Here is a 26,675-nt window from a genome sequence, read left to right as displayed (position 1 = left end):
GATGAAAGGCGTGGATGTGCGGTTGATGTTTGGCGGATGGATGAGCGGCAGGCGAGTGCTTCACAAGCGGGCGGGCCGTGGCCGGCGGAGCGGCGGACTTGCCGCCTTTCTGGTCGCGATTTTTGCGCTTTTCAGCGTCTTGCGCGTTGCGCCTGTCTCGGCGCAGGAGGCGACGACGCCCACGGCGCCGGGCGCCATCCAGCCCTCGACCATCGAGCAGGCAAAAGCCGATCTGGAAAAATGGAAATCGGATCTGGCGTTTATTTCGGGACAGGTGGAGGCAGGCGGACGCGATGACGCCCAGCTTGTCGATCTCAAGGGGCGGGCGGACGGTATCGCCGCCGATGCTGCCGCAACCAACACCAAGCTTCGAGCGCGGCTGGACCAGATCAAAACCCGGCTGGATGCACTGGGTGCCGCGCCCGGCGAAGGGCAGCCTCCGGAAGCCGACATGGTGACGGACGAGCGTAACCGGCTGACGGCGGAACGCGGCGAAGTGAATGCCATGGCCGGCGAGGTGGAGGCCACGGCCAATAATGCCGCACAAATTTCCAACAATATAACAGCCGTCCGCCGGGCGCTGTTTGCCGCAACGCTGTTCAAGCGAACGGAAGTCTCCGCCGAGACGCTCGGTGATGCCTCATCCGCCTTCGTGACGGAACTCACCAACCTCAACAATGCCTTCAGCAGCTGGGCAGCCTACGTATGGAATTACAAGCGGCTGCCGATGTTCGGGGCGGTGACGCTGTCGATCATGGCCGCATTGCTGTTTCTGGTTGGCGGCTACCGTCTTTTCGGCAGTCGTATGGAGCGGCGCGCCTTCACGGGGGCACCATCCTATTTGAGACGGCTATCGGTGGCCTTCTGGTCCACCATGGTGCAGTCGCTGTCGCTGTTCCTGTTTCTGCTCACGTCGGCGTTTTTCCTTGATAATTTCAACGTGTTGCGGTCCGACATCGCGCCGATCCTGTTCGGCGCCATGGCGGTCACGGGCTTCGTTTATTTCGTGTCGCGGCTGAGCTATGCGATCTTTGCGCCGACGCAGCCGGAATGGCGCCTGCTGAAGGTTTCCAATCGCGGCGCACATCAGCTGTCCTCGGCCGTGCTTTTGATGGCGCTGGTGAATGGTCTCGATTATCTGTTCGGCACCATCAGCGAGACGCTTTATTCGCCGCTTATCGTCACCGTTGCCAAGAGTTTCGTCGCCTCGATCATCATCGGTCTCATTCTGCTCGCCGTATCGTTCCTGAGGCCGGTGATCGGCGAGGGGCAGGATTACGAGACCGGCAACCAGCGCCTGCCGCGCTGGCTCGTCATTCTGCTGCGCATCGGCGGCCTCGTTCTCATCGGCGCGTGCCTGACGGGTTATGTCGGTCTTGCGCGCTTCCTCGCCACGCAGATCGTTGCGACAGGCGCGGTGCTGGCCACCATGTATATCGGCATTCTCTCAGGCAAGGCCATTTCCCGGCAGGGCGCCTTCGCCGAATCGCTCGTCGGCCGTTACCTTGCCCGCCGTTATGGCCTTGGACCCGTGCCGCTCGATCAGGCCGGGCTCGTGGCGGGGCTTGGCATCTATGCCGTGGCCTTGACCTTCGGTGTGCCGCTCATCCTGTTTTCCTGGGGCTTCCAGCCCGGCGATATAGAAAGCTGGGCCTATCGCCTGCTGACGGGCATCACCGTCGGCAATGCCTCGATCTCGCTGATCGGCATTTTCGGCGGCATTCTCGTCTTCGCCATCGGTTACATCATCACCCGCTGGTTCCAGAAGTGGCTGGACAGCAACGTCATGGCGCGCGGCCAGGTGGATGCCGGCGTACGCAACTCCGTCAAAACAGGCATCGGATATCTCGGCATTGCGGTTGCGGCCATTTTCGGCGTGTCTTCCGCCGGCCTCAACCTCTCCAGTCTGGCGCTGGTCGCTTCCGCCCTTTCGGTCGGTATCGGTTTCGGCTTGCAGAATATCGTGTCGAACTTCGTCTCCGGCCTCATCCTGCTGGTGGAGCGCCCCTTCAAGGTTGGCGACTGGGTGGTGACGGGAACGACCGAAGGCACGGTCAAGCGGCTTTCGGTGCGCGCAACGGAAATCGAGACCTTCCGCGGCCAATCGATCATCGTGCCGAATTCCGAATTCATCAATTCCTCCGTTGGTAACTGGACGCACCGCAACCGCATCATGCGCGCTGAAATCCCGGTCTCTGTTGCCTATGATTCCGATCCGCAGAGGGTCATGGACATTCTGCTTGAGCTGGTGCGCGCCCAGCCGCCGGTATTGCGCAATCCCGAGCCGCATGTGGAATTCCTCCGTTTCGGCGACTTTTCGCTGGATTTCGAACTGCGCTTCCATCTCGCAGACCTCTCGAATGGGCTTGCCGTGAAGAACTCCCTGAGGATCGCCATTCTCCAGCGCTTCCGCGAGGAGGGCATCGCCATCCCGTTCCCGCAACGCAACCTCAACATCCACGTGGAAGGCGACGCCAATCCGCAGATGCTGGCAGCCCTGCTTTCGGAGGAGGGCGACAAGGCGGTGGTGGCCCATACGGGCGCCGCATCGCCAGAGAAAGAGGCGCCGAAAAACGACAAGGCGACAGAGCCGAAGGAGAAACCCGGCGCGAAAGCGTAGATCGCTGTTGATCGCGGACATTGAGTTCCGGCCAGTGGGCTCGCCGGTTTTCCCCTTCTCCCCGGCAGCGAGAAAGGTCGCGGCAGCGGGTTGAGGGGGCGCGCTCTGCGGAGTCCGGCAACGTTGCCCCTCATCCGATCCTCCGCGCCAGCTTCTCTCCGGCGGGAGAAGAAAAGAGCGGCAAAGCTGTGCAACGTTCGTCCGGCACGCTCCGCAATTTCTTCCCTGTCGCAGCACCCTATGGCCATGTCGCAATCAGGCGGCTGAACGACCCGCAAGCGCTTCATATTCCTCCCATCCAAAGCTGGCGGAATAAGGCAAGGCCGGCGCTTTTCAGGGGTTCTGTAAATGAAGACACATGCACGGGCGGTGGTGATCGGTGGCGGCGTCGTCGGCGTCTCGACGCTTTATCATCTGGCCAAGAAGGGCTGGAGCGACAGCGTGCTCATCGAGCGCAAGGAGCTGACCTCCGGTTCCACCTGGCACGCGGCCGGGCTTCTGCCGCTGTTCAACATGAGCTACTCGGTTGGCCAGATCCACAAATATTCCGTGAAGTTCTACGAGGAACTGCAGGAAGAGACCGGCATGAATGTCGGTTTCTCCAAGGTCTCCAACATCCGTCTCGCCCGCACCAAGGATCGCTGGGACGAATATATGTATTATGCCGGCATTGCCGAGACCATCGGCGTGCGCGTCAACATGCTGACGCCGGAGCAGGTGAAGGAGATCTGGCCGCTCTGCGAGACGGACGGCCTGCTCGGCGCTATCCAGCATCCTGACGATGGTTATATCCAGCCCGCCGATCTGACGCAGGCGCTGGCCAAGGGCGCGCGTGACCGCGGGGCGACCATCTATCGCAACACGACAGTCACCGCCATCGAGCAGCTTGAAGACGGTCACTGGAAGGTGACGACCGACAAGGGCGAGATCATCGCCGAACACATCATCTCCTGCACGGGCTCGTTCGCGCGCAAGACCGGCGAGATGGTCGGCATCAACATTCCGGTCATTCCGGTCGAGCATCAGTACATCGTCACCGAGCCGCATCCGGCCATTCAGGAACGCCGCCGCCAGGGCTTGCCGGAAATGGGCGTGCTGCGCGAATCCGACTCGGCCTGGTACATGCGTGAAGAGGCAGGCGGGCTGATCCTCGGTCCTTATGAAGTTGGCGCGCCGGTCTGTTATGTCGACGGTCCATCCGATGACAGCGAATATGAGCTGTTCCAGGAAGAACTCGATCGACTGATGCCGCATATCGAAACAGCCATGGTGCGCGTTCCGGCCTTCGGCGAAGTGGGCATCAAGAAGGTCTATAACGGCGCGATTGCCTATACGCCTGATGGCAATCCAATCGTCGGTCCTGCGCCGGGCCTGAAGAATTTCTGGCTGAATGAAGGCCACTCCTTCGGCATCACCGCCGCTGGTGGTGCTGGCTGGCAGCTAGCCGAATGGATCGTCGATGGCGAGCCGACGCTCGACCTGATGGGTGTCGATCCGCGCCGCTTCGGCCCTTACGCAACGGAAGGTTACCTCATCGCCAAGAACGAGGAAGCCTATGCCAACGTCTTCACCATGCATTACCCGGATGAAGAGCGCTCTGCCGCCCGCCCGCTGAAGACGACGCCGGTTTACGACCGTCTGAAGAAGCTCGGCGGCGTGTTCGGCTCCGTCTATGGCTGGGAGCGCGCCAACTGGTATGCGCCCGAAGGTTACGCGCTGCGTGAGGAAGACCTCGGCGTTGGCGCCGATGTCATCACCAGTCATAACCATGCACCGGCTCTGGATGATGGCCGTATCGTTGAGAAGTGGTCGTTCCGCCGCTCGAACTACTTCGAGCATGTCGGCAACGAAGTGAAGAACGTGCATCAGAATGTCGGCGTGCTCGATATGTCGGCCTTCGCGAAGATGGAGGTTTCCGGCCCCGGCGCGCGTGCCTGGCTCGACAGCATTCTCGCCAACGCGGTGCCGAAGAAGCGAGGCCGCATCGCGCTCACCCATCTTCTGACGCCGAATGGCGGCGTGAAGGCGGAGTTCACGGTCTATGAATGGGCGCCGGGCCGCTTCTACATGGTTTCGGCCGGTGGTCTCGAAGCGCATGACCACGACGTGCTGTTCCGTCTGGCGCCGACCGATGGCTCGGTCGTGCTGCAGCCGATCACCCAGAAATACGGCGTGCTGGTTCTGGCCGGTCCGAAATCGCGTGATCTCCTGAAGAAGCTGACCCGCACCAGCCTTGAGAACAAGGACTTCCCCTGGCTCACCGGCAAGCAGATTTCCGTCGGCGTTGCGACGGCGCATGCGCTGCGCGTCAACTTCGTGGGTGAACTCGGCTGGGAGTTGCATCACCCGATCGAGATGCAGAACTACATCTTCGACCGGTTGATGGAAGCCGGTGCCGAATTCGGCATCAAGCCTTTCGGTATCCGCGCCATGGTTTCCATGTCGCTCGAAAAGTCCTATCGCAATATGGGCCGCGAGCTTTCGGTGGAATACAATGCCTATGAATCGGGTCTCGACCGTTTCCTGCGCCCGGAGAAGAGCTTCATTGGCCGCGACGCACTGGTGGCCTACAAGGAGGCGGGCCTGAAGTCGGTCTTCTCGACGCTCACCGTGTCGGGCAATACGGATGTCGATGCGCGCGGTTCGGAAGCGATCTTCGATGAAAACGGCGCACTTGCAGGGCGCGCGACGAGCGGCGGTTTCGGCTGGCGTCTCGGCAAGTCGATCGCGCTCGCCATGCTCAAGCCGGAATATGCCGCAGTCGGCACCAAGCTGAAGATCCGTATTCTCGGCACGTCCTATGACGCTGAGGTGGTGGAAGAAAGCCCGTTCGACACCGACAACGCGCTTCTGCGCGCATAAGACCAAAATCCCCTCCCAAAATCGGAATACGGCCCCTCGCGGGCCGTATTTCCGTTTAGGTAAGCATATGCTGAACTGACGCTTCAGGAAAAATGCTATTAATCATTCCGCAAAATGAGCCTGCTATCTTCCGCTGACATACGATGGGGGATCGGGGCAGAATGAATTTCCTGGGCATCACGGGCATGCAATATTCGGGCGTGCCTTTTACCAATAACCGCATTTTACTGGCGGAAGACAGTAACGTATTTACCCAGATGGTGAGCAGGCGGCTCAACGAGATGCTGGGCGTTACCGTGGAAGTATGCCGCTCCTTCGAGGAATTGCAGGCCTGCTACGAACATTCTTCCGAGCCGGTGACGCTCGCCATTTCCAACATCAACCTGCCGGGCGCGGAAAAGGGCGAAGCGCTGGAATATCTGATCGATCTATCGATCCCGACCATCGTTTTCACCAGCACCTTCCACGAGGCGACGCGTGAAACGCTGATCGCCAAGGACGTGGTGGATTATATTCTGAAAGACAATATCTTCGCCGTGGATATGCTGACGGAATCCGTCTGTCGCTTCCTCACCAACCACCGCCATCATGTGCTTATCGTTGACGACAGCCCGACGGCGCGGGCGCTGCTTTCGAGCCGTCTCAAGCGTTATAATTTCCGCGTCAGCCTGGCAGACAGCGGTGCGAAGGCGCTCGATATTCTAAGGGCCAATCCCGATATCGGCCTCGTCGTCACCGACTATAACATGCCCGATATTGACGGTTTCGAGCTGACGCGGCGCATCCGCACCGTGCGCGGCTCCCATGAACTGCGCATCATCGGTGTTTCCTCCTCCACCAACCGTCTGCTGTCGGCGCGTTTCCTGAAGGCTGGCGGCAATGATTTCATGCTGCGGCCCTTCATTGATGAAGAGTTCTATTGCCGCGTCAACCAGAACCTCGATACGCTGGTGCAGATACAGTTGGCGAAGTCCGGGGTGCGGCCGGCTGCGTGAGCCGGACGCTCGTCTTCAAAGCTGAGATTCAAGCGGCAGGAAACGCATGATGCCGGCGATGACGCGGCGGCCGATAGCGGCGTCTGGCTCGCGCCGGTAGGTCTTGGTACGGCCCTGTTCCTCCGTCGTCCAGACGATGCGGTTGCTGCTGTCGATCTCCAGTTCAAAGCTCATCGTGCGGCGGATTTCCTCGGCGAATATTTCGTCCATGCAAGCGACCAGCGGCGGCGATGTGAAGACCACGCCCATCTCCGTATTGAGGGAGGCCGAGCGCGGATCGAAATTCAGCGAGCCGATATAACCTGTCATGCCGTCACGCGTGAATGCCTTGGTGTGCAGGCTCGCCTGTCCGGAACCGCGCAGGGTGAAGTTCGGCTGGTCCACCTGCGAACGCAGCTCGTGCAGGCGTACGCCGCCCGAGAGAAGCGGCTTGCGATAGCGGGCATATCCGGCGTGAACGGCGGCCACATCCGTTGCCGCCAGCGAATTGGTGAGGATGGCCAGCGATACGCCCCGTTCGGCAATATCAAGGAAAATCTCAACGCCCTGTTTGCCGGGAATGAAGTAAGGGGATGTGACGTGCAGGCTGTCGCTTGCCGCCTGCAGCAGGGGCAGCAGGCTTTCCATCAGGAAGTTGTGGCCCTTCCGCCGCTTGCCTGCCGCTTTTTCCGGAGGATCGGCAAGCACATCCACGGAATCCACCCAGTGCATGCGGTCCGACATCAGGAAATGATCTCGGTCATACTGGCTTTCAACGCGCTCCAGATAAGGTTTTGCGGCTTCGCTTTTTGGCAGTGCGTCCAGCTCGCGCCGTAATCTTGCGAGTTTGCTCGGCCTGCGCGCCAGAAGCGAGCGAACGGGGACGGAAACGGCGCTGTTCCAGTAATCATCGAATATTTCCGTTGCGTCGGCCACGACGTCACCGAAGCCGAGAATATCGAAATCGTGGAAATTCGCCCGTTCGGCCGCATCGAAATAGGCGTCGCCGATATTTCGACCGCCAACGATCACCGCGCGGCCATCGGCAATCCAGGACTTGTTATGCATGCGGCGATTGACACTGCGAAAGCGCAGCAAAAGTTCCATGCCGCGATGGAGCATGTTCTCCCGCGCCCGGGTGGGGTTGAACAGGCGAAGTTCGATATTGGGATGGCTGTCGATGGCGTGGAAAATTCGGTCTGACATGGAGACGCCGAGATCATCGAGCAGCAGCCGTACCCGCACGCCGCGATCGGCCGCCGCGATGACCTCGCGCATCATCAGCCGTCCCGTCAGGTCCGCATTCCACATGTAATACATGAGATCGAGGCTACGCCCGGCCGCGCGCGCCGCCGCGACGCGCACCGCAAATGCATCGAGATTGGAATGTAGCAGGCACAGCGCATTCTTTTCGCTCCAGCCGTTCTTTATGGTCTGCCAGTGCCGATCCAGCACAGTTTCGTCCTCAGTGACGGGCAGGGCGGCGGAGGGGCGTTTGGGAATGGATTTTTCCCGCTGTTTACCGATGACGACAAACAGGCTCGGCCCGACGAGCAGCAGAAGAATGATGATGAAGACCGTAAATGCAGTCACTTGTTTTGATCGCTCCCGGCCTGGAGAGTATCAGGCGGGATGGAAACGCGCGAGGGAATAAAGCGTTCATTTCGGTTCGGCGGCAGTACGAAAAACCGGTACAGGCGCGACAACGGGCTTGCCAAACACATAAGTGCGTGCTTATGTGTTTTTATGGCAGAGAACGATATATTCCGGGCACTGGCCGATCCCACGCGCCGTGCCATTTTCGAAAAGCTGGCGGATGGTGCCATGAATGCCTCTGCCCTGCGCGAAGGGATCGAGATCAGTCAGCCGGCCATGTCGCAGCATCTTTCGGTTCTTCGCGGCGCCGGGCTAGTGGTTGAAAGACGGCAGGGCCGTTTCGTCAATTACGAGGTCGATCCGGAGGGGCTGACACGCATTGCTGCGTGGCTCGGCAAATATCGCGCCTACTGGCCACAGCGCATTGAGGCTCTCAAACTCCTGCTGAAGGATATGGACCAATGAACAGGGATGCAGCGGAAGCGCCGAAAAACGGCATTGAACTTGAATATGATCTGGACGAGCCGCCGCAAAAGGTCTGGCGCGCCATCAGCATTGCAGCGTTCCGTGAAAACTGGCTGCCGAACGAGGCTCTGGCGGAACCTGACGCGATCGACATCAAACCCGGCGAGGAAGTGCGCTACCGGCTGCGCGAAGACATTCCACCATTTCTGAAAAGCACCGTAACCTTCAGGATCGCGGCCAATGCCGAGGGCGGCACCAGCCTTCGCATCATTCATGAACTGCCCACAAATACCGGCCGGACGATGAAGGCCGCTGCAAACCACAACGGCCCGCCGATCAAGCTCGCCGCCTGATCCCACTCGTTTCCCGACATTTCCAAACACAGGAGTTCGCCGATGCGCGAAGTGATGCAACTCGTCCCTATGGTCGTCGAACAATCATCAAAGGGAGAAAGATCTTTCGACATTTATTCGCGCCTGCTGCGGGAAAGGATCATCTTTCTCAATGGCGAGGTCAACGATGCAGTTTCAGCGCTCGTCTGCGCGCAATTGCTGTTTCTCGAAGCGGAAAACCCGAAGAAGCCGATCCATCTTTATATCAATTCTCCGGGTGGCGTCGTGACGAGCGGTCTGGCGATGTATGATACGATGCATTACATCCGCGCCCCGGTTCACACACTCTGTATGGGCACGGCCCGTTCCATGGGATCGTTCCTGCTAATGGCAGGCGAACCGGGCGAGCGCACAGCACTTCCCAATGCCAGCATCCACATTCATCAACCGCTGGGCGGTTTCCATGGACAGGCATCGGACATGCTGATCCACGCCGAGGAGATGCAGCAGACCAAGCACCGCATGACGCGGCTTTACGCCGAACATTGCAAACAGAGTTATGAGAAATTCGAAGCGGCCATGGATAGGGATTTTTTCATGACGGCGGAGCAAGCGTTGGAATGGGGTCTGATCGACCGCGTTCTGGGCGTTCGTGAGGATATTGCGGCGTAGTGCCGGGTACTATCCGCAAGATGTTGTTTCCATATCAACACAAAAGGCAGCGCCAATGCGCTGCCTTTCAAAGGTCTATCCGGATGATCAAATATCCAGATTATCTGCAAAAGCCGCCCGCTCCTGAATGAAGCGGAAACGGGCATCGGCCTTGGTGCCCATCAGATTGTCGACAGCCTCGCGCGTGCCCTCGAAGTCCACGTCATCGATCTCGACGCGCAGCAGGGTGCGCTTTTCGGGGTCCATGGTGGTTTCCTTGAGCTGGGCGGCCATCATTTCACCGAGGCCTTTAAAGCGGCCCACTTCGACCTTTTTGCCCTTGAAGACGGTTTCCATCAGCTCGGCGCGGTGGGCGTCGTCGCGGGCATAGGCGGATTTCGCGCCCTGACGGATGACGTAGAGCGGCGGCACTGCCAGATAGAGGTGGTTGCCGCGAATGAGTTCCGGCATTTCCTGATAGAAGAAGGTGATGAGCAACGAGGCGATATGGGCGCCGTCGACGTCGGCATCGGTCATGATGATGATGCGCTCATAGCGCAGGTCTTCTTCGCGGTACTTGGTGCGGGTGCCGCAGCCGAGCGCCTGGATGAGATCGGCGATCTGCTGGTTGGCGGAAAGCTTTTCGCGGCTGGCACTGCCAACGTTGAGGATTTTACCACGCAGCGGCAGAATGGCCTGATTGGCGCGGTTGCGCGCCTGTTTGGCCGAGCCGCCAGCCGAGTCACCCTCGACAATGAAAAGTTCGGCGCCTTCGGCCGTGTTCTGGGAGCAATCCGCGAGTTTGCCGGGCAGGCGCAGCTTGCGCACGGCGGTCTTGCGGTTGACTTCCTTTTCCTTGCGGCGGCGCATACGCTCTTCCGAGCGCTCGATGACCCAGTCGAGCAGCTTTGCCGCCTCGGCCGGGTTGCCGGTCAGATAATGGTCAAATGGATCGCGCAGCGCGTTTTCGACGATGCGCTGGGCTTCGACGGTGGCGAGCTTGTCCTTGGTCTGGCCGACGAATTCCGGCTCGCGGATGAAGACGGAGAGCATGCCGGCCGCCGAAATCATCACGTCATCGGTGGTGATGTCCTTGGCGCGCTTGTTCTGCGTCAGGTCGGCATAGTTCTTCAGGCCCTTGGTGAGCGCGATGCGCAGGCCCGCTTCGTGCGTGCCGCCTTCGGGGGTTGGGATGGTGTTGCAATAGGAATGGATCTGCGTGTCGCCGCCGTACCAGGTCACCGCCCATTCCAGCGCGCCGTGGCCGCCGGTCTTTTCGGTACGGCCTGAGAAAATCTCGCGGGTGACGGTAAATTCCTTGCCGAGCGTGGCGGCGAGATAATCCTTCAGGCCGCCCGGGAAATGGAACACCGCCTTTTCGGGGATTTCTCCATCGGCCGGCACCATGCCGGGATCGCAGCTCCAGCGGATTTCGACGCCGCCGAAGAGATAGGCTTTGGAGCGGGCCATGCGGAAGATGCGGGCCGGTTCGAATTTCGCGTGATCGCCGAAGATTTGCGGATCGGGATGGAAACGCACGCGGGTGCCGCGGCGATTATGCACGTCGCCAAGCTCTTCCAGCGGACCGATCGGCAGGCCGCGCGAAAAACGCTGGCGGTAAAGCTTGCGGTTTCGCGCCACTTCCACTTCGAGAAGATCGGAGAGCGCATTCACCACGGAGACGCCAACGCCGTGCAGGCCGCCAGAGGTCTCGTAGGCCTTACCGTCGAACTTGCCGCCGGCATGCAGCTTGGTCATGATGACTTCGAGCGTCGATTTGCCCGGAACCTGCGGGTGGTTCTCCACGGGAATGCCGCGGCCGTTATCGGTGACCGTCAGGAAGCCTTCGGCATCGAGATGAACCTCGATGAAATTGGCGTGACCGGCGACGGCCTCGTCCATGGAGTTGTCGATGACTTCGGCGAAGAGGTGGTGCAGCGCCTTCTCGTCCGTGCCGCCGATATACATTCCGGGACGCATGCGCACCGGCTCGAGGCCCTCAAGCACGCGGATCGATGATGCGCCGTAGTCGTCACCGGCTGGAGACGCGGGCGGCGGAGGGGCAGACGACGCGACGGGGGCCGCGGCTGCAACGGCTGCGGGTTTCTGCTGCACGTTCACATTGGCAGCAGCGGTCGCCGGGGCCTTCACGGGCTTCGCCGCGTCCTCGTTCGTGTCCGTGTCGCTGTTTCGTGCCGCCGGAAGACCGGAGAAGAGATCGTTGCTGTCGTCCATCATGTCCAAAGTTCAAAAGCGTGTGTCAGAATTTCGCCATGCGAATCATTTTGCCATCAGCGTCAATATACCGCCAAATGTGGTTCCCGTCCGATTGAACCGGGGTCCGCCTGGGCGAGCGCGGCGCATCCTATGCCACGATTGTGTCAGGGTTTCGCAACAGGAGGATTGCGCTGCCGGCCTTGCGATGGCAAGTCTCGCAGCCACGAATGAACGGTTAGCCAAGGCATGTCCACAGCTCATTTCACGTTTTGTACTCTTTTCAGCCTGACTGTGGCGGCAATGCCGGTTACGGCCTTTGCGTCTGACGGGCCGCTGCGGCCTTTCAAGGACGAGTTGTTTTCCGCGCAGACGGTGCTTTCCACGGGCGATGGCGGCGCATCCGAAGTCATCGACTACAAGGAGATGCGCGACATCAACGGCCGCGACGAGGTGCCGGAGCGCCGGGTGAAGCGGCAATATGTGGATATGGCGCCGAAGAAGGTGCAGGCACTGGAAACCGTGACGTTCGCGGGCAGGGCGCTTGAGGTCGGTCGCGTCGGCCCGGCCAGCGGGCAGGCGTTCACCATCATCTTCATCCATGGGCGCGGCGGTGACCGGCGGCTTGGCATGAACGACTATACGTTCGGCGGTAATTTCAACCGGCTGAAAAATCTGGCCGTGACCAATGGCGGCACCTATTACGTGCCGAGTGTTCGTTCCTTCGATGAGAACGGCGTTGCCGACATTGCGGCGCTGATTGCGGATGCGGCCAAAAAATCCGACGGCAAGCCTGTCATATTGACCTGCGCCTCAATGGGCAGTTTCATCTGCTATGGCATTAGCCGCGACAAGGCAGCCGTTGCCAATCTCAAGGGAATGGCGATCCTGGGTGGCGCGGTCGATCCTGACTTTCCCAAAAGCGCTTTCGCGAAGGCGAAGAAGCCGGTCTGGTTTACCCATGGCAGCGCCGACAAGGTTTATTCGGCCGATCAGCAGGCGACGATCTTCCGCACGTTGTTGAAGGCTGGGGAGCCCGCGCGGTTCACGCGTTACGAGACCGGAAGCCACGGCACGCCGGTGCGAATGACCGACTGGCGGGCGGTTCTGAACTGGATTTTGAGCCGATAAGGGATCGCGGCGGGCTCGGTCACGACAAATTTTGCCAGATTTGCCGCTGGTTTTAACCCTTGGGCCGCTTTTTTGTACCAATTGCTGCCCGCTGCGGTTAAAGGAATATCCGGGAAATTGCGGCAGAGCTTCTGTCGTGATCAAGGGCCGTCAGCGGCTGAGGGATAGGGCGCCGCTAGGGCTGCGCCCCGAGACAAAGGGAATGGGATACGCATGACGCCGAATGTTCGACCGCTTGTTGCCGGAAACTGGAAGATGAACGGCACGCGTGCCTCGCTCGACCAGATCAAGGCCATGGCAGAGGGTGTCAAGGGCGCGCTGTCCGAGAAGGTGGATGCGCTGATCTGCCCGCCTTCGACCTTGCTTTACGTCGCCACTGCGCTCTGCGATGACAGCCCGCTGATGATCGGCGCTCAGGATTGCCACCAGAACGCCTCCGGCGCGCACACGGGCGATATTTCCGCCGAGATGATTGCCGACTGCTTTGGTACCCACGTCATCGTTGGCCACTCCGAGCGCCGCACCGACCATGCCGAGACTGATCACCTGGTTCGCGCCAAGGCATCTGCCGCCCATGCGGCCGATCTCATCGCCATTGTCTGCATTGGCGAAACGGCCGATGAGCGCAAAGCGGGCCAGACGCTCGATATTTTGAAACGCCAGCTTGCCGGCTCGCTGCCGGATGAGGCAACGGCGGAAAATACCGTTATCGCTTATGAACCCGTATGGGCGATTGGCACCGGTCTTACCCCGACGACGCAAGATGTGCGCGAGGCCCATGCCTTCATGCGCGACGAGCTCGTCAAGCGCTTCGGCGATGCCGGCAAGACCATGCGCATCCTTTATGGCGGATCGGTAAAGCCGGCCAATGCGCTGGAGTTGATGGGCGTTGAAAACGTCGATGGCGCGCTGATTGGTGGCGCGAGCTTGAAAGCGTCGGACTTCCTGTCCATCTATGCGGCATATGAGCGACTGACGGCCTGAATGAGGCTTTCCTGAAAGAGTATCGGGAAAGGGGCTTGGAATAAGCCTTCGCCTCATGTAAAGAGCCGCAAAACCTTCTTTATGGTGCTCCGCGCGGGGCATGGAATGGATTGTCATGCAGACCGTTTTGATTGTTATTCACCTCATGATCGTGCTGGCGCTTGTCGGCGTGGTCCTGATCCAGCGTTCCGAAGGCGGCGGCCTCGGTATCGGCGGCGGTTCGGGCTTCATGTCCGCGCGCGGAACGGCCAATGCCCTGACGCGCACCACCGCGATCCTTGCGGCGCTGTTCTTCGCAACGTCGCTCGGCCTTGGTCTTCTGACCCGTTACGAATCGCGTCCGACCGATATCCTGAACCGTATTCCGGCCACGCAGGGCCAGGGTAACGGCATTCTCGACACGCTCGGCCCGTCGACGACGCCTTCGACGCCGGCTCCGGCTGAAAATGGTGTTCCGACCAATAACAGCGCTGCTGCTCCCGCACAGACCACACCGGCTCCGGCTGCTTCCGGCACGGCCGCTCCGGCCCCGGCGCAGCCCGCCGATCCGAACGCAGTTCCGACCGGTCAATAAGCCCGGTTCTGATTTAACGCTCCGGCAGGCCAAAAGCCTGCCGGTTTTCTTTTGTTCGCATTCCGGCCAGTTGAATTGTGAATTCGTCAACAGCGAATTTGCAACAGCATGAAATTTGGGCTGGCGGAATCAGAGGTAAAAAGGTATCCGGTGAATCCCATGGCGCGATATGTATTCATCACAGGCGGCGTGGTCTCCTCTCTCGGTAAGGGCATCGCAGCTGCTGCACTCGGAGCTTTGCTGCAATCCCGTGGTTATCGGGTGCGGCTTCGCAAACTCGACCCCTATCTGAACGTCGATCCCGGCACCATGAGCCCGACACAGCACGGCGAAGTGTTCGTGACTGACGACGGTGCCGAGACGGACCTCGACCTTGGCCACTATGAGCGCTTTACTGGGCGTTCGGCCACCAAGACCGACAACATCACCACAGGTCGCATCTACAAGAACATCATCGACAAGGAACGGCGCGGCGATTATCTCGGCGCAACGGTTCAGGTCATTCCGCACGTCACCAACGAGATCAAGGATTTCGTGATCGAAGGCAATGACGATTACGACTTCGTCATCTGCGAGATCGGCGGCACGGTGGGTGACATCGAGGCGATGCCGTTCATGGAAGCGATCCGTCAGCTCGGTAACGACCTGCCGCGCGGCACGGCGATCTATCTTCACCTGACGCTGATGCCCTATATTCCGGCAGCGGGCGAGCTGAAGACCAAGCCGACCCAGCACTCCGTCAAGGAACTGCAGGCTCTCGGCATTCACCCCGACATCCTTTTGGTGCGCGCCGACCGGGAAATCCCGGAAGCGGAACGACGCAAGCTTTCGCTGTTCTGCAACGTGCGTCCCTCCGCCGTCATCCAGGCGCTGGATGTGGCGAATATCTATGACGTTCCGATTGCCTACCACAAGGAAGGCCTCGATTCGGAAGTGCTGGCCGCTTTCGGCATCGAGCCGGCGCCTAAGCCGCGTCTGGAGCAGTGGGAAGAGGTCTGCAACCGTATCCGCACGCCGGAAGGCGAAGTGACGATTGCGATCGTCGGCAAATATACCGGCCTCAAGGACGCGTATAAGTCGCTGATCGAGGCGCTGCATCACGGCGGCTTCGCCAACCGCGTCAAGGTCAAGCTCGAGTGGATCGAGTCGGAAGTCTTCGAAAAGGAAGATCCGACGCCATACCTTGAAAAGGTCAACGGCATTCTGGTGCCGGGCGGCTTTGGCGAGCGCGGTTCGGAAGGCAAGATCATGGCGGCGCAGTTTGCGCGTGAGCGCAACGTGCCCTATTTCGGCATCTGCTTCGGCATGCAGATGGCGGTCGTGGAAGCAGCTCGTCATCTGGCCGGCATCGAAAATGCCTCTTCGACCGAATTCGGTCCGACGTCCGAGCCGGTTGTCGGCCTCATGACCGAATGGGTGAAGGGCAACGAGCTGGAGAAGCGCTCCTCCAAGGGTGATCTCGGCGGCACGATGCGCCTCGGCGCCTATAAGGCGGCGCTGAAGAAGGATACCAAGATCGCCGAGATTTATGGCTCCACGGATATTTCCGAGCGCCACCGTCACCGCTACGAGGTAAACGTGGACTACAAGGACCGGCTGGAAGAATGCGGCCTCGTCTTCTCCGGCATGTCTCCGGATGGTGTGCTGCCGGAAACGGTGGAATATCCTGATCATCCGTGGTTCATCGGTGTTCAGTACCATCCGGAATTGAAGAGCCGCCCGCTCGACCCGCATCCACTTTTCGCCAGCTTCATAGAAGCGGCGGTGGAGCAGAGCCGGCTGGTTTGACGGTTTGAAGGATTATGAAGAGGGTCGCGAAAGCGGCCCTTTTTGTTTGCGGTATGCGCACTTTCGGCTGAGCATTCGTCGATGCGTATTGCTCTGTCATCCTCGGGCTTGACTCCCGAGGATCCATCGTTCGGCGGTTACGGATCCTCGGGTCAAGCCCGAGGATGACGGAAGAAGGGCGACCGTCCGAAGATGCACGTTGCTATCGTTCGCTAACGGCCTCACGCGAGAAAATTATGCTTCCGCAACCACACTTCGTACCAGTTTGGCCACTCTTCCGATGGGGTGCCGGCCTTGCCCATGCCAAAGCCGTGACCGCCCGACGCGATCGGATGAAATTCGACATCCACGCCAGCCCTTTCACAGGCGTCTCGCATGAGCCGGCTGTTGGCTGGATTGGAGATCCGGTCGTCATCCGCCTGTGCCAGGAAAATTGGCGGGCAATCCTTGCGCACATGGCTTTCCACCGACCATTCGCGTGTGGCCTTATCTGTCGGGTGTCTGCCGACAAGCGATCTGCGGGTCGAGGTATCGTCATAGGGAGCGGCAAGCGTGATGACTGGGTAGATCAGCGCTGCGATATCCGGGCGGGCTGATTGCCCGTCAATGTCGTCGATACGATCATAAGACGTAAAAGCCGAGCGGGCGGCGGCAAGCCCCATGAGGTGGCCGCCCGCTGAAAAACCGAGCGCGCCGACCCTGTGCGGATCGATCTGCCAGTCCGAGGCGTGTGCACGCACCAGACGAAACGCGCGTTGCACATCCTGAAGCGGTGCGAGCGGCCCGGCAGCCCAACCTTCAATCGGCAGGCGGTAGCTGAGGACAAAGGTATGAATGCCTCTGGCCGCGAGCCAGCGGGCGGCGGGATTGGATTCCTTGCCCTCCTCGATGCGTTTATATCCACCGCCTCCAGCGATTATCATTGCGGACCCATTGGGCCTGTCAGGGGCAAATATCTCAAGGCCTGGTATGGCGATGTTGGTGACGGCGCCTTTTTTGCTGATATCCGTAGGGCCGTTTGGACCGCCACCACCGGGCGGGCTGCCGGCCCAAAGGGCAAGACGGCGCGGATTGTCTTTAGCAAGCAGATTTGGGATTTTCACTGATGTGGCGAGGAATGCCCCGGCAAAAAGAAGGCTGCGGCGGCAGATCATAATGTCTTCCTCCATCAGGCACTTGGATCCGGTATTCTCCCGGTAGAGCAGTTTATGAGGCCTATATAAAAACCAACAGGACAATATGGTTGCAACAAGATATTCCGGTTCGGGTCAGCGATGTCGCTGTCTCTCTGCGGCGTGTCAATCAAGCAAACAAAAACGGGCCCGAAGGCCCGTTTTGCATTCCACCAAAATTCAAACAGGCTTACTTCGGCCCGATCATGTTCTCCGGGCGCACATACTGGTCGAATTCCTCGTTGGTGAGGTATCCGCCACCAACGGCTTCCTCGCGCAGGGTCGTGCCGTTCTTGTGGGCGGTCTTGGCGATCTTGGCGCAGATGTCGTAGCCGAGCTTGCCGTTCAGTGCCGTCACCAGCATCAGCGAGTTTTCGACGCCCTTCTTGATATTGTCTTCGCGGGCCTCGATGCCGACGACGCAATTGTCGGTGAAGGAGACGGCCGCGTCGCCCAGAAGCTGGACGGACTGCAGGAAGTTATAGGCCATCATCGGGTTATAGACGTTGAGCTCGAAGTGGCCCTGCGAACCGGCAAAAGAAAGCGCTGCATTGTTGCCGAAGATGTGGGCGCAAACCTGCGTCAGTGCTTCCGACTGGGTGGGGTTCACCTTACCCGGCATGATGGACGAGCCGGGCTCGTTTTCCGGCAGCGAGAGTTCGCCGAGACCGGCGCGGGGGCCGGAGCCGAGGAAGCGGATGTCGTTGGCGATCTTGAAGAGTGCCGCTGCTGCCGCGTTGATCGCGCCATGGGAGAAGACCATGGAATCATGCGAGGCAAGCGCTTCGAACTTGTTCGGCGCGGTGACGAAGGAAAGGCCGGTGATCTTCGAAATTTCCTCGGCGACCTTTTCGGCAAAACCAACAGGGGCATTGAGGCCCGTGCCGACGGCCGTGCCGCCCTGGGCGAGCTTGGACAGCGCAGGCAGGGTGGTTTCGATGTTGGCGATGGCGGAGGCAACCTGCGCGGCGTAACCGGAGAATTCCTGGCCGAGCGTCAGCGGCGTTGCATCCTGCGTGTGGGTGCGGCCGATCTTGATGATCTTTTCGAACTGATTGACCTTGGCTTCCAGCGCCTTGTGCAGGTGCTTCAGGCTCGGCAGCAGGTGGTGAACGATCTGCTCGACGCAGGCGATGTGCATCGCCGTCGGATAGGTATCGTTCGAAGACTGGCTCATATTGACGTGGTCGTTGGGATGAACCGGCTTCTTGCTGCCCATTTCGCCGCCGAGCATCTCGATTGCGCGGTTGGAAATCACCTCATTGGCGTTCATGTTGGACTGGGTGCCTGAGCCGGTCTGCCAGACGACGAGCGGGAAATGTTCGGTCAGCTTGCCGTCGATGACTTCCTGTGCGGCGGCGATGATGGCTTCACCGATCTTCGGGTCGAGGCCGGCAAGCGCCATGTTGGCACGGGCGGCGGCCTGCTTGACGATGCCGAGCGCGCGAACGACAGAGGCGGGCTGCTTTTCCCAGCCGATCTTGAAGTTGCCGAGCGAGCGCTGCGCCTGCGCGCCCCAGTAGCGATCGGCCTGAACTTCAATAGGGCCAAATGTATCGGTTTCCGTCCGTGTGGCTGTCATCAATCTTGCCTTTTTACTCGTGTTCCTCCGCCAAAACGGCGCCTTCGCCCGCCTTGCGCGGCCGATATATAGAATCATCGCGGCGGCAAAGAAAGCCGCTGCAATGCGGCGCGGGAAGATATTTCCGGTCGTTGCGCGGCGATTTGCCTGCAGCGAATGCAGCAAGGCGAAAAACCCGGCCGCGTGGCATTTTTACTACGTCATGAAAAGGCAGGGAAACCGGGCTTGTACCGGGGCGGGCGCTCAAAGCAAAGTGAATGAAATAAATAGAAATTTAACCATTCTCGCCAATTCTGGAAATTACGTTTTTACGGCTTTGGCTGTATTATGAGGTTCATTTCGGCACGATTTTGAGCTTTGGGCGTTTTCTTTTCAACAGGCCGTTGATCGGCTAGACAGGCATGAAACTAATGCCCGCCGTTTTCCCGGTGGTGCTGGGTGCTACGAGGATCAAATTGCAAGTCACATCTGGAAAATCATCGGCAGCACTGGTGCTGGCTCTCGGTCTTTCCGTTTCCACCGCTCTTCCCGGCACCGCCGGTGCGGTGACTCTGATGGACCTCCTGCGCGGCGGGCCCGGCAAGATCGCGCGGGATCGCGGCGAGTTGCCGCCGGCCGGCATCGTCACCTCGCCATCCGGATCCGGATCGGGCGCCGGTCAGAGTGCTGATGCTTCCGATCCCGAGCCTTTGCCCCGCGTTTCCGGCCCACGCTATTATGATTACAAGGCGGATGCAGCCCGGGCGGTGAACACCGCGAATTTCGGCGAAGGCCTTGCCAATCTCAAGTTCAGCGCCACGCCCGAGATCGCCAAGGCGCTTGAGGCTTATTACGGCGCTGGCGGAAAGACGTTGTGGGTATCCGGTGGCGAACTGACCGAGCGCGCCAACGCCGCCATCGCTTTCCTGGAGACGGTTGGCGAAAGCGGTCTCGATCCCGCCGACTACAGCATTTCCGCACCGGCCAAGGATGTGACCGCGAGTATCAGCAGCAATGTTGCCGGCACCACATCGAACGGCACACCGGTCGAGACGGCTTCGGCGCCTGTTTCCGATGCCTATCAGCGGGCGCAGATGCAGTTCGAGCTGGCGCTGTCCGCCAAGGTTCTCGCCTATGTGCAGGATACGACCCGTGGCCGCGTCGATCCGAACCGGCTGTCCGGTTACCATGATTTCAAGCGCAAGACGGTGAACCTCGCTCCCGTGCTGAAGCTTGCTGGCCTGAGCCCAGATGTGGCCGCTTATCTGCGCAGCCGCGAGCCCTCCAGCACCGAGTATCAGGCGCTGAAGGCAGAGCTTGCCCGCCTGCGTGGCGAGGGCGATGCCGCCCATGTCGTTCGTGTTCCCGCCGATCTGGTGCTGAAGCCCGGCAACAGCAGCGCTGACATGGCGAGTGTCGTCAAGGCTATCGAACATCGGGCTTCTCCCGCCTTCAAGGCGGAACATGCCGCAACGATCTCCGCTTACCAGCAGACGCCGGATTACACGCCCGATCTCGTCGATCTGGTGAAGGCGTTCCAGAGCGAAAATGGCCTGAAGGCGGATGGCGTCATCGGTCGTGCGACCGTGCGCGCCATGGTCGGCGAAAGCAACGACGCGAAGATCGCCAAGGTGCAGGTGGCCATGGAGCAGATCCGCTGGCTGCCGGCCGATCTCGGCCAGCGTTACGTCTTCATCAACCAGCCCGCCTTCATGGCCTATTACCACAATGAAGGCGTCGAACAGTTCGGCATGAAGGTCGTGGTCGGCTCCAAGGCCAACCAGACCTATTTCTTCCAGGACGAGATTCAGACCGTCGAGTTCAACCCCTATTGGGGCGTGCCGCAGTCGATTATCATCAACGAGATGCTGCCGAAGCTGCGCCGTGACCCATCATACCTCGATCGCATGGGTTACGAAGTGCAGGTGAATGGCCGCGCCGTGTCGTCCTCCAGCGTCAACTGGTATGGCTCGACCAATGCCGTCTCCGTGCGCCAGCCGCCGAGCAGCGACAATGCGCTGGGCGACCTGAAAATCCTCTTCCCCAACGCACATGCCATCTACATGCATGACACGCCGGCCAAAAGCTTCTTCAACCGCGACATGCGGGCGCTGAGCCACGGCTGTATCCGCCTGGTCGACCCGCGCCGCATGGCGGCTGCCGTTCTCGGCACCAGCGTTGACAAGGTTGGCGAGCAGATTGCGTCAGGCAAGAACCGCGCCGTGCAGGTGCCGGAAAAGATTCCGGTTTATGTGGCCTATTTCACCGCCTGGCCGGATAAGGACGGCAAGGTCCAGTTCTTCGATGATGTCTATGATCGCGACAGCTACGTGCAGAAGGCCTTTGCGGTGACGACGAAGGCAAGGGCTGCTTCGATCTGATAGGTCGCACCTAGAAAAAGCGCCGGAAACGGCGCTTTTTTGTTCCGGCGATTGCGGTTCTGGCTACTGCTTGAAAAGTGCGAATGCGAGGTCGCCATCGTCATCGATCGTTGCAGCGCGGCTAAGCGCGTCTTCAAGCGATGATTTGCCGACTAGCAGTTCGTAAAACAACATATGGACGAAAAGTGGCGTCGCCGCACCGTCCGGGTAACCCGCCGAAGCAATGTAGGCTTTCGCGCCGCCTTCAATAAAGGCCTTCCCGAAAGCATCGTAGCCCGTGCAGCACGCCGTGCTGAAAATTACAGTGCCCGACAGGTGGACTTTTCCCAGAATTGCTTCAACAGGCAGGCTGCCCTCGCGCAATTTCAATTGGGTCACGTCGGGATTGATGTCTCCGATCACGAGGCCATTTTGATCGCCATGGCCGCTGATGATGAGATAGGGCGGCGGGTTATCAGGTTGATTCAGGCACGCCAGAATATCTTCCGGCGTTCCCGGGAGGTGCAGGCGAACCGCGGCTCCCAGGCTCTCCAATATAGCGCGCAAAAGTAGAGCTTCGCCTGTGTCGCCCACCGCGATGATGCTTACAGCCTTGCGCGGGAAAAAGAACTTTTCGTCGACCATCCCGATTTCGTCAGCACGCAGCACTCAAGCCGCAGCAGCGCCTTTTTCAATCAGCTTCGCGAACAAATCAGGTGTCAGGGCTTCGAAATTATCGATGGCGACATCTGGCTCGAGCTCGGCCATCGGTACATCCGTGTAACCGAAGGTGACGCCGATGGAGGGGACGTTTGCATTCCGGGCGGCGAGGATATCGTTGATGCTGTCGCCGACCATGACCGTGCGCCTGATATCGCCGCCGGCCTTTTCGATGGTGCCGAGAATATGGCGTGCATCCGGCTTGCGGAATTCGAAAGTGTCACCGCAGGTGATGGCGGCGAAATAGTGGGTCAGGCCGAGTTTTTCGAGCAGCGGTACAGCGAGGACTGCGGTCTTGTTGGTGCAGACGGCAAGCGTGATGCCGGATTGCGAAAGCGCATCCAGCGTTTTGACGATGCCGGGGTAGGGGCGGCTTTCGCCGGGCATTTCAGCGCGGTAATGGGTGATGAAGCGTTCGTAGAGCGGATCGATTTCGGCTTCCGGCAGTTCCGTTTCGCGCAGTGCAAAGGCGCGCTTGATCATGACCCGTGCGCCCTGGCCGACGAGATGCGTCAGGTCGTCATAGGTGACGGGCGCTAGCCCGGCGGCGGCAATGGTATGGTTGAGGCTCGAGACGAGATCAGCGGCGGTATCGACCAGAGTACCGTCGAGATCGAAAATGGCGAGCGGGGCGAGCGGGCGGGATGTCACGGAAACGGCCTCTTGTAGAATGCGGGGCTGAGCTATTCATGCTTTCATTCGCGCCAAGCCTAGGCAAAGCCTCCTGTCTTTGCAACCGCATCACAACGTTCTGTTCGTTGCCTTGAAAAAGGCTTTCGTTTGGCTTTCGACCCGTGTAAACAGCACGGCGACGACAAAGCTACCGGAGTTTCAGGCACATGGATGCCCGCCAGATGAAGATCAAGGCCGCCGAGGCCGCATTGTCCCATGTACAGGATGGGATGCGGCTCGGTATCGGCACGGGTTCGACGGCCGAGGAATTCGTCCGGCTTCTGGCCGAGAAGGTCGCCGCCGGCCTCAAGGTCGAGGGCGTGCCGACATCCGAGCGCACCGCGCGTCTGTGCGTCGAGCTTGGCGTGCCGCTGAAATCTCTCGATGAATTGCCGGAACTGGATCTGACCATTGACGGTGCGGATGAGGTTGACCACGCGTTGCGGCTCGTCAAGGGCGGCGGCGGTGCACTGCTGCGCGAGAAGATCGTCGCGGCGGCATCCGCACGCGTGATCGTCATCGCCGACCAGAGCAAGGTTGTGGAGACGCTGGGCGCCTTTCCTCTGCCCATCGAGATCAATCCGTTTGGTCAGGTTGCGACCCGCATCGCCATCGAAAAGCTGGCATCGCGGTCCGGCCTGTCGGGTGAGTTGAAGCTTCGCTCTTCCGGTGACGGCGTCTTCATGACGGATGGCGGACACCTTATTCTCGACGCATCTTTTGGCCGTATTCCTGATGCAGAAGCGCTAGCACGCGAGCTGAACACGATTCCCGGTGTCGTCGAGCACGGACTTTTCATAAATTTGGCATCGCTTGCCATTATCGCTGGCCCTGAAGGCGCCCGCGTGATGCAGGCAGTATAACAGGAGCGAGATTTTCATGATCAAACTAGCGGGACTGGGCAAAGCTGCCGCTGCTTCGATCCTCATTTCCGGCATCGTGTTCGGTACTGCCGCACGCGCCCAGGAAATTTCCGAAGCGCATATTGCTGCCGCGCGGCAGGCGATCGCCTCTCTTGGCGTTACCGACCGTTTCGACGACATTCTGCCGGGACTGGCCGAGCGTCTGAAGGCAGAACTTATTCAGGCTTCGCCGAATGTTCAGGATGCGATCACCGCGACGGTTGACGCCAAGGCGCTTGAGCTTGCACCGCGCCGCGCCGATCTCGAGCGTGAGGCCGCGCTGACCTATGCACGTGCTTTTTCGGTCGAGGAACTGAACGCCATCTCCACCTTCTACAGCAGCGAAGCTGGCAAGAAGCTGTTGAAGGACGGCCCGATTGCGACCCGCGAACTGATGAAGGCTGCCGATATCTGGGCCGCCGGTATCAACCGCGATCTCAACGCTGCCAGCATGACCGAACTGCAGAAGGTCGCCGGCGCTGATCTGAAGCCGCTTCCCGCGGATCACAATGCCACGGGTGGCGCTCCGGCTGCCAAGCCATAAGGCGCTTTTCCAGGTTCAGAAATATTCAAAGCCCGGCCGCAAGACCGGGCTTTTCATTTGTGCGCCGCAGCACCTATATGTGGGCGTGAATGCACCGCTGCCCGTTTGCGGCTGATGGCGGTTTTGATCAGGGGTTTTGACTATGACAGCTTATGACTACGATCTCTTCGTCATCGGTGGCGGTTCCGGCGGCGTGCGCAGCGGCCGTGTGGCTGCCTCGCTCGGCAAGCGCGTGGCGATCGCCGAGGAATACCGCTATGGCGGCACTTGCGTCATCCGCGGCTGCGTGCCGAAGAAGCTGTTCGTCTACGCCTCGCAGTTCCCCGAGCATTTCGAGGATTCTGAAGGTTTCGGCTGGAGCGTCGGCGAGCGCAGCTTCGACTGGAAAAAGCTGATCGCGGCGAAGGACAAGGAAATCACCCGTCTCGAAGGGCTCTACCGTAAGGGTCTGGAAAACGCCAAGGCCGATATTTTCGACAGCCGGGCGGAACTCGTGGATGCCCATACCGTCAAGCTGACGAAAACCGGCGAAACCTTCACCGCCGAGCGTATCGTCATCGCTGTCGGCGGCACGCCGAACGAACACAAGGCGCTGCCCGGCCACGAGTTGACGATTTCGTCCAACGAGGCTTTCGATCTCGAGGAGCTGCCGAAATCGATCCTGATTGCCGGCGGCGGTTACATCGCGGTGGAATTCGCCAATATCTTCCACGGGCTCGGCGTTGAAACGACATTGATCTATCGCGGCAAGGAAATCCTGTCGCGCTTCGATCAGGATATGCGCAAGGGCCTGCATGAGGCGATGGAGGCCAAGGGCATCCGCATCATTCTGGAAGACATCATCGAGGAAGTCAGCAAGGACGGCGCCGGCGGTTTCGTGGCCCGCACCAAGCAGGGCGCTTCGCTGCATGTGGGCCTGGTGATGCTGGCGCTTGGCCGCGATCCGAATACCAAGGGGCTCGGTCTCGAGAATGCCGGTGTGGAGGTGGACGCCCGCGGCGCGATCGTCGTTGACGATTATTCGCGCACGAACGTGCCCAGCATCTTCGCACTTGGCGACGTCACCGACCGGGTACAACTGACGCCGGTGGCGATCCACGAGGCGATGTGCTTCATCGAGACGGAATACAAGAACAACCCGACCAAGCCGGATCACGAGCTGATTGCGACGGCGGTATTCTCGCAGCCGGAAATCGGCACTGTCGGCCTTTCGGAAGAGGAAGCCGGCAAGAAATATCCGGAACTGGAAGTCTATCGCGCCCAGTTCCGTCCGATGAAGGCGACGCTATCTGGCCGTCAGGAGAAAACGATCATGAAGCTGATCGTCAATGCCGCTGACCGCAAGGTCGTCGGCGTGCATATCCTCGGCCATGAGGCCGGCGAGATGGCGCAGCTTCTCGGCATCACGCTGAAAGCCGGCTGCACGAAGGATGACTTCGACCGCACCATGGCCGTTCACCCAACGGCTGCAGAGGAACTGGTGACGATGTATTCGCCGAGCTATCGCGTCGTAAACGGTGAGCGGGTCTAGCTCATCTTCCGCTCCGGCTTCCAGCTCGTCTCTGCCTGATAATGGCGGCTGCCATCGAATAACGCCTCGTTGCCCTTCAGGAGAGCGACGAGGCGATCTATGGCGAGTCGCATTTCCGGGGCGTGCCGGTCGTCGTCGTTGACGATGATCCAGAGCGGATGGGACAGTTCCTCGATGATCTCGCCGTCGCGGACGAGGCCGGGGACGTTATCACCAATAAAGCAGGGCAGGACGCCTTTTCCGGCCCCGCTCTGGATGAGGCTCGGCAAAAGGGCAGGGGCATTCGTCCAGGTGTGGATCAGCGGTTCCCGATGCCGGAACACCCATTTTTCGGCGTCGGATTTCGCGACCTCGGTGCCGATCGAAATCCATTGCTCAACATTCTTGCTTGAGCCGTCGCGCGCGCGATAGGCGCAATAGGCAACGTCGACCGATTTCCGGACGGCGAAATTCCCGGTGGCTGGCCTGACGTGCCTGATCGCGATCATGCCGCGCCTGTAAGTCAACTCGTCGTCATTCTCACATTGCTTGCAGCACAGGCGGAAAGCGTCTGACGGGCCGCGAATGGCCGCCGCATTGGTGGCTATGAAACCGGCAGTCCAGATGTCACTCGACAGAGAAACGATCGGTAGCGAAAAAGCGTCGCTGTGCCATTGAGTGATTTCCGCCGCGCTGTTGCGCATGGACCTTACTTTCTCGAACAGGACCTGGCCGTCCGGTGCGAGCCGGTATCCGTTCTGACTCCGAATAAAGAGCGTTCGCCCCATTTTGCGTTCAAGAAGCATCATCTTTCGGCCAATCGTTGGCGCACTGAGCCCGGCTTTACCCGCCGCGCCGGCGAGGCCGCCCTCTGTGGCGACAATGTCGAAAAGCCTCAACTCGTCCCAGTCCACTTCTGTCACGGCATCCTCTCCACATCATGGCAGCATCTTAGCCGCATCAGGGCCTGTCCTCTCCGTTCAGATATGAAACGGGTCTTTCAGTCCTGCCTCTATGCTTGCTGCAGGGCGCAACCTAACTCG

At 59.9% G+C, this 26,675-nt stretch carries 22 protein-coding genes; 15 read left to right on the top strand and 7 right to left on the bottom strand.

What is annotated here, in order from left to right:
* Nucleotide 1: 1 nt before the first annotated feature.
* From HQN82_RS06090 to HQN82_RS06080, 3 genes are all read left to right on the top strand, one after another.
* Complete coding sequence (locus tag HQN82_RS06090; protein WP_173614668.1) at nt 2–2,620, top strand: mechanosensitive ion channel family protein; 2,619 nt, start codon at nt 2–4, stop codon at nt 2,618–2,620.
* A 348-nt stretch (nt 2,621–2,968) separates the two neighbouring features.
* Nucleotides 2,969–5,482 (top strand): GcvT family protein, encoded by a 2,514-nt coding sequence (locus HQN82_RS06085; RefSeq protein ID WP_060942363.1) that lies wholly within the window; start codon nt 2,969–2,971, stop codon nt 5,480–5,482.
* Between the two features lie 161 nt (nt 5,483–5,643).
* Nucleotides 5,644–6,477, top strand: a complete 834-nt coding sequence (locus HQN82_RS06080) for a response regulator (protein WP_004442009.1) — start codon at nt 5,644–5,646, stop codon at nt 6,475–6,477.
* A gap of 15 nt (nt 6,478–6,492) precedes the next feature.
* Here HQN82_RS06080 and HQN82_RS06075 read toward each other — a convergent pair whose 3' ends face one another.
* Nucleotides 6,493–8,049, bottom strand: a complete 1,557-nt coding sequence (locus HQN82_RS06075; RefSeq protein WP_173614667.1) for a phospholipase D family protein — start codon at nt 8,047–8,049, stop codon at nt 6,493–6,495.
* Nucleotides 8,050–8,202: 153 nt separating this feature from the next.
* Here HQN82_RS06075 and HQN82_RS06070 point away from each other — a divergent pair, with 153 nt between their 5' ends.
* The 3 genes from HQN82_RS06070 to HQN82_RS06060 are packed head-to-tail and all read left to right on the top strand — an operon-like array spanning nt 8,203 to nt 9,521.
* The gene (locus HQN82_RS06070) at nt 8,203–8,517 is read left to right on the top strand and encodes an ArsR/SmtB family transcription factor (RefSeq protein ID WP_173614666.1); all 315 of its coding nucleotides are present in this window, start codon (nt 8,203–8,205) and stop codon (nt 8,515–8,517) included.
* Nucleotides 8,514–8,870 carry an SRPBCC family protein gene (locus tag HQN82_RS06065; RefSeq protein ID WP_173614665.1) on the top strand — a complete coding sequence of 119 codons (357 nt, stop codon included), beginning with the start codon at nt 8,514–8,516 and terminating at the stop codon, nt 8,868–8,870. The genes HQN82_RS06070 and HQN82_RS06065 overlap by 4 nt, the downstream gene beginning before the upstream one ends.
* 42 nt (nt 8,871–8,912) lie before the next feature.
* Nucleotides 8,913–9,521: an ATP-dependent Clp protease proteolytic subunit gene (locus HQN82_RS06060; protein ID WP_173614664.1), complete on the top strand. Its 609-nt coding sequence runs from the start codon at nt 8,913–8,915 to the stop codon at nt 9,519–9,521.
* A gap of 87 nt (nt 9,522–9,608) precedes the next feature.
* Here HQN82_RS06060 and parE read toward each other — a convergent pair whose 3' ends face one another.
* A complete protein-coding gene (parE, locus tag HQN82_RS06055; RefSeq protein ID WP_077986281.1) occupies nt 9,609–11,738 on the bottom strand; it encodes a DNA topoisomerase IV subunit B in 2,130 nt (709 codons plus the stop codon).
* A gap of 225 nt (nt 11,739–11,963) precedes the next feature.
* Here parE and HQN82_RS06050 point away from each other — a divergent pair, with 225 nt between their 5' ends.
* From HQN82_RS06050 to pyrG, 4 genes are all read left to right on the top strand, one after another.
* The gene (locus HQN82_RS06050) at nt 11,964–12,845 is read left to right on the top strand and encodes a dienelactone hydrolase family protein (RefSeq protein ID WP_173614663.1); all 882 of its coding nucleotides are present in this window, start codon (nt 11,964–11,966) and stop codon (nt 12,843–12,845) included.
* Nucleotides 12,846–13,058: 213 nt separating this feature from the next.
* Entirely contained in the window at nt 13,059–13,829 is a 771-nt protein-coding gene (tpiA, locus tag HQN82_RS06045; protein ID WP_112554441.1) for a triose-phosphate isomerase, read from the top strand.
* A gap of 115 nt (nt 13,830–13,944) precedes the next feature.
* Nucleotides 13,945–14,403, top strand: coding sequence for a preprotein translocase subunit SecG (gene secG, locus HQN82_RS06040; RefSeq protein ID WP_137068717.1), 459 nt, complete (start codon nt 13,945–13,947; stop codon nt 14,401–14,403).
* Nucleotides 14,404–14,562: 159 nt separating this feature from the next.
* Nucleotides 14,563–16,191, top strand: coding sequence for a CTP synthase (gene pyrG, locus HQN82_RS06035; protein ID WP_006697393.1), 1,629 nt, complete (start codon nt 14,563–14,565; stop codon nt 16,189–16,191).
* A 221-nt stretch (nt 16,192–16,412) separates the two neighbouring features.
* Here pyrG and HQN82_RS06030 read toward each other — a convergent pair whose 3' ends face one another.
* Nucleotides 16,413–17,345, bottom strand: a complete 933-nt coding sequence (locus HQN82_RS06030; RefSeq protein WP_173614662.1) for an alpha/beta hydrolase — start codon at nt 17,343–17,345, stop codon at nt 16,413–16,415.
* 208 nt (nt 17,346–17,553) lie between these two features.
* Nucleotides 17,554–18,945, bottom strand: a complete 1,392-nt coding sequence (fumC, locus tag HQN82_RS06025; RefSeq protein WP_112765919.1) for a class II fumarate hydratase — start codon at nt 18,943–18,945, stop codon at nt 17,554–17,556.
* Between fumC and HQN82_RS06020 the strand changes: the two genes are divergently transcribed.
* Together HQN82_RS06020 and HQN82_RS06015 are read left to right on the top strand one after the other, a co-directional pair.
* Nucleotides 18,935–19,276, top strand: coding sequence for a hypothetical protein (locus HQN82_RS06020; protein WP_137068715.1), 342 nt, complete (start codon nt 18,935–18,937; stop codon nt 19,274–19,276). The two genes, fumC and HQN82_RS06020, sit on opposite strands and share 11 nt — an antisense overlap.
* A gap of 70 nt (nt 19,277–19,346) precedes the next feature.
* Nucleotides 19,347–21,305, top strand: a complete 1,959-nt coding sequence (locus HQN82_RS06015) for a L,D-transpeptidase family protein (protein ID WP_486598875.1) — start codon at nt 19,347–19,349, stop codon at nt 21,303–21,305.
* Between the two features lie 63 nt (nt 21,306–21,368).
* Here the strand turns inward: HQN82_RS06015 and HQN82_RS06010 are convergent, their stop codons facing one another.
* Both HQN82_RS06010 and HQN82_RS06005 read right to left on the bottom strand, forming a co-directional pair.
* A complete protein-coding gene (locus HQN82_RS06010) occupies nt 21,369–21,929 on the bottom strand; it encodes a CHAT domain-containing protein (RefSeq protein ID WP_004441995.1) in 561 nt (186 codons plus the stop codon).
* A gap of 24 nt (nt 21,930–21,953) precedes the next feature.
* Entirely contained in the window at nt 21,954–22,655 is a 702-nt protein-coding gene (locus tag HQN82_RS06005; protein WP_112765835.1) for an HAD family hydrolase, read from the bottom strand.
* Nucleotides 22,656–22,843: 188 nt separating this feature from the next.
* Between HQN82_RS06005 and rpiA the strand changes: the two genes are divergently transcribed.
* From rpiA to gor, 3 genes are all read left to right on the top strand, one after another.
* Nucleotides 22,844–23,539 carry a ribose-5-phosphate isomerase RpiA gene (gene rpiA, locus HQN82_RS06000; RefSeq protein WP_006697397.1) on the top strand — a complete coding sequence of 232 codons (696 nt, stop codon included), beginning with the start codon at nt 22,844–22,846 and terminating at the stop codon, nt 23,537–23,539.
* Nucleotides 23,540–23,555: 16 nt separating this feature from the next.
* Nucleotides 23,556–24,122, top strand: coding sequence for a DUF2059 domain-containing protein (locus tag HQN82_RS05995; protein WP_006697398.1), 567 nt, complete (start codon nt 23,556–23,558; stop codon nt 24,120–24,122).
* Between the two features lie 142 nt (nt 24,123–24,264).
* Nucleotides 24,265–25,653: a glutathione-disulfide reductase gene (gene gor, locus HQN82_RS05990; protein WP_037093218.1), complete on the top strand. Its 1,389-nt coding sequence runs from the start codon at nt 24,265–24,267 to the stop codon at nt 25,651–25,653.
* Here the strand turns inward: gor and HQN82_RS05985 are convergent.
* On the bottom strand, nt 25,650–26,555 hold the full coding sequence (locus HQN82_RS05985) for a LysR family transcriptional regulator (protein WP_112765834.1): 906 nt from the start codon (nt 26,553–26,555) through the stop codon (nt 25,650–25,652). The genes gor and HQN82_RS05985 overlap by 4 nt on opposite strands.
* Between the last annotated feature and the right edge of the window lie 120 nt (nt 26,556–26,675).

Origin of the sequence: Agrobacterium pusense (assembly GCF_013285525.1) — a bacterium.
Taxonomy (GTDB): domain Bacteria; phylum Pseudomonadota; class Alphaproteobacteria; order Rhizobiales; family Rhizobiaceae; genus Agrobacterium; species Agrobacterium pusense.
This window is presented reverse-complemented; position numbering and strand designations above follow the sequence as displayed.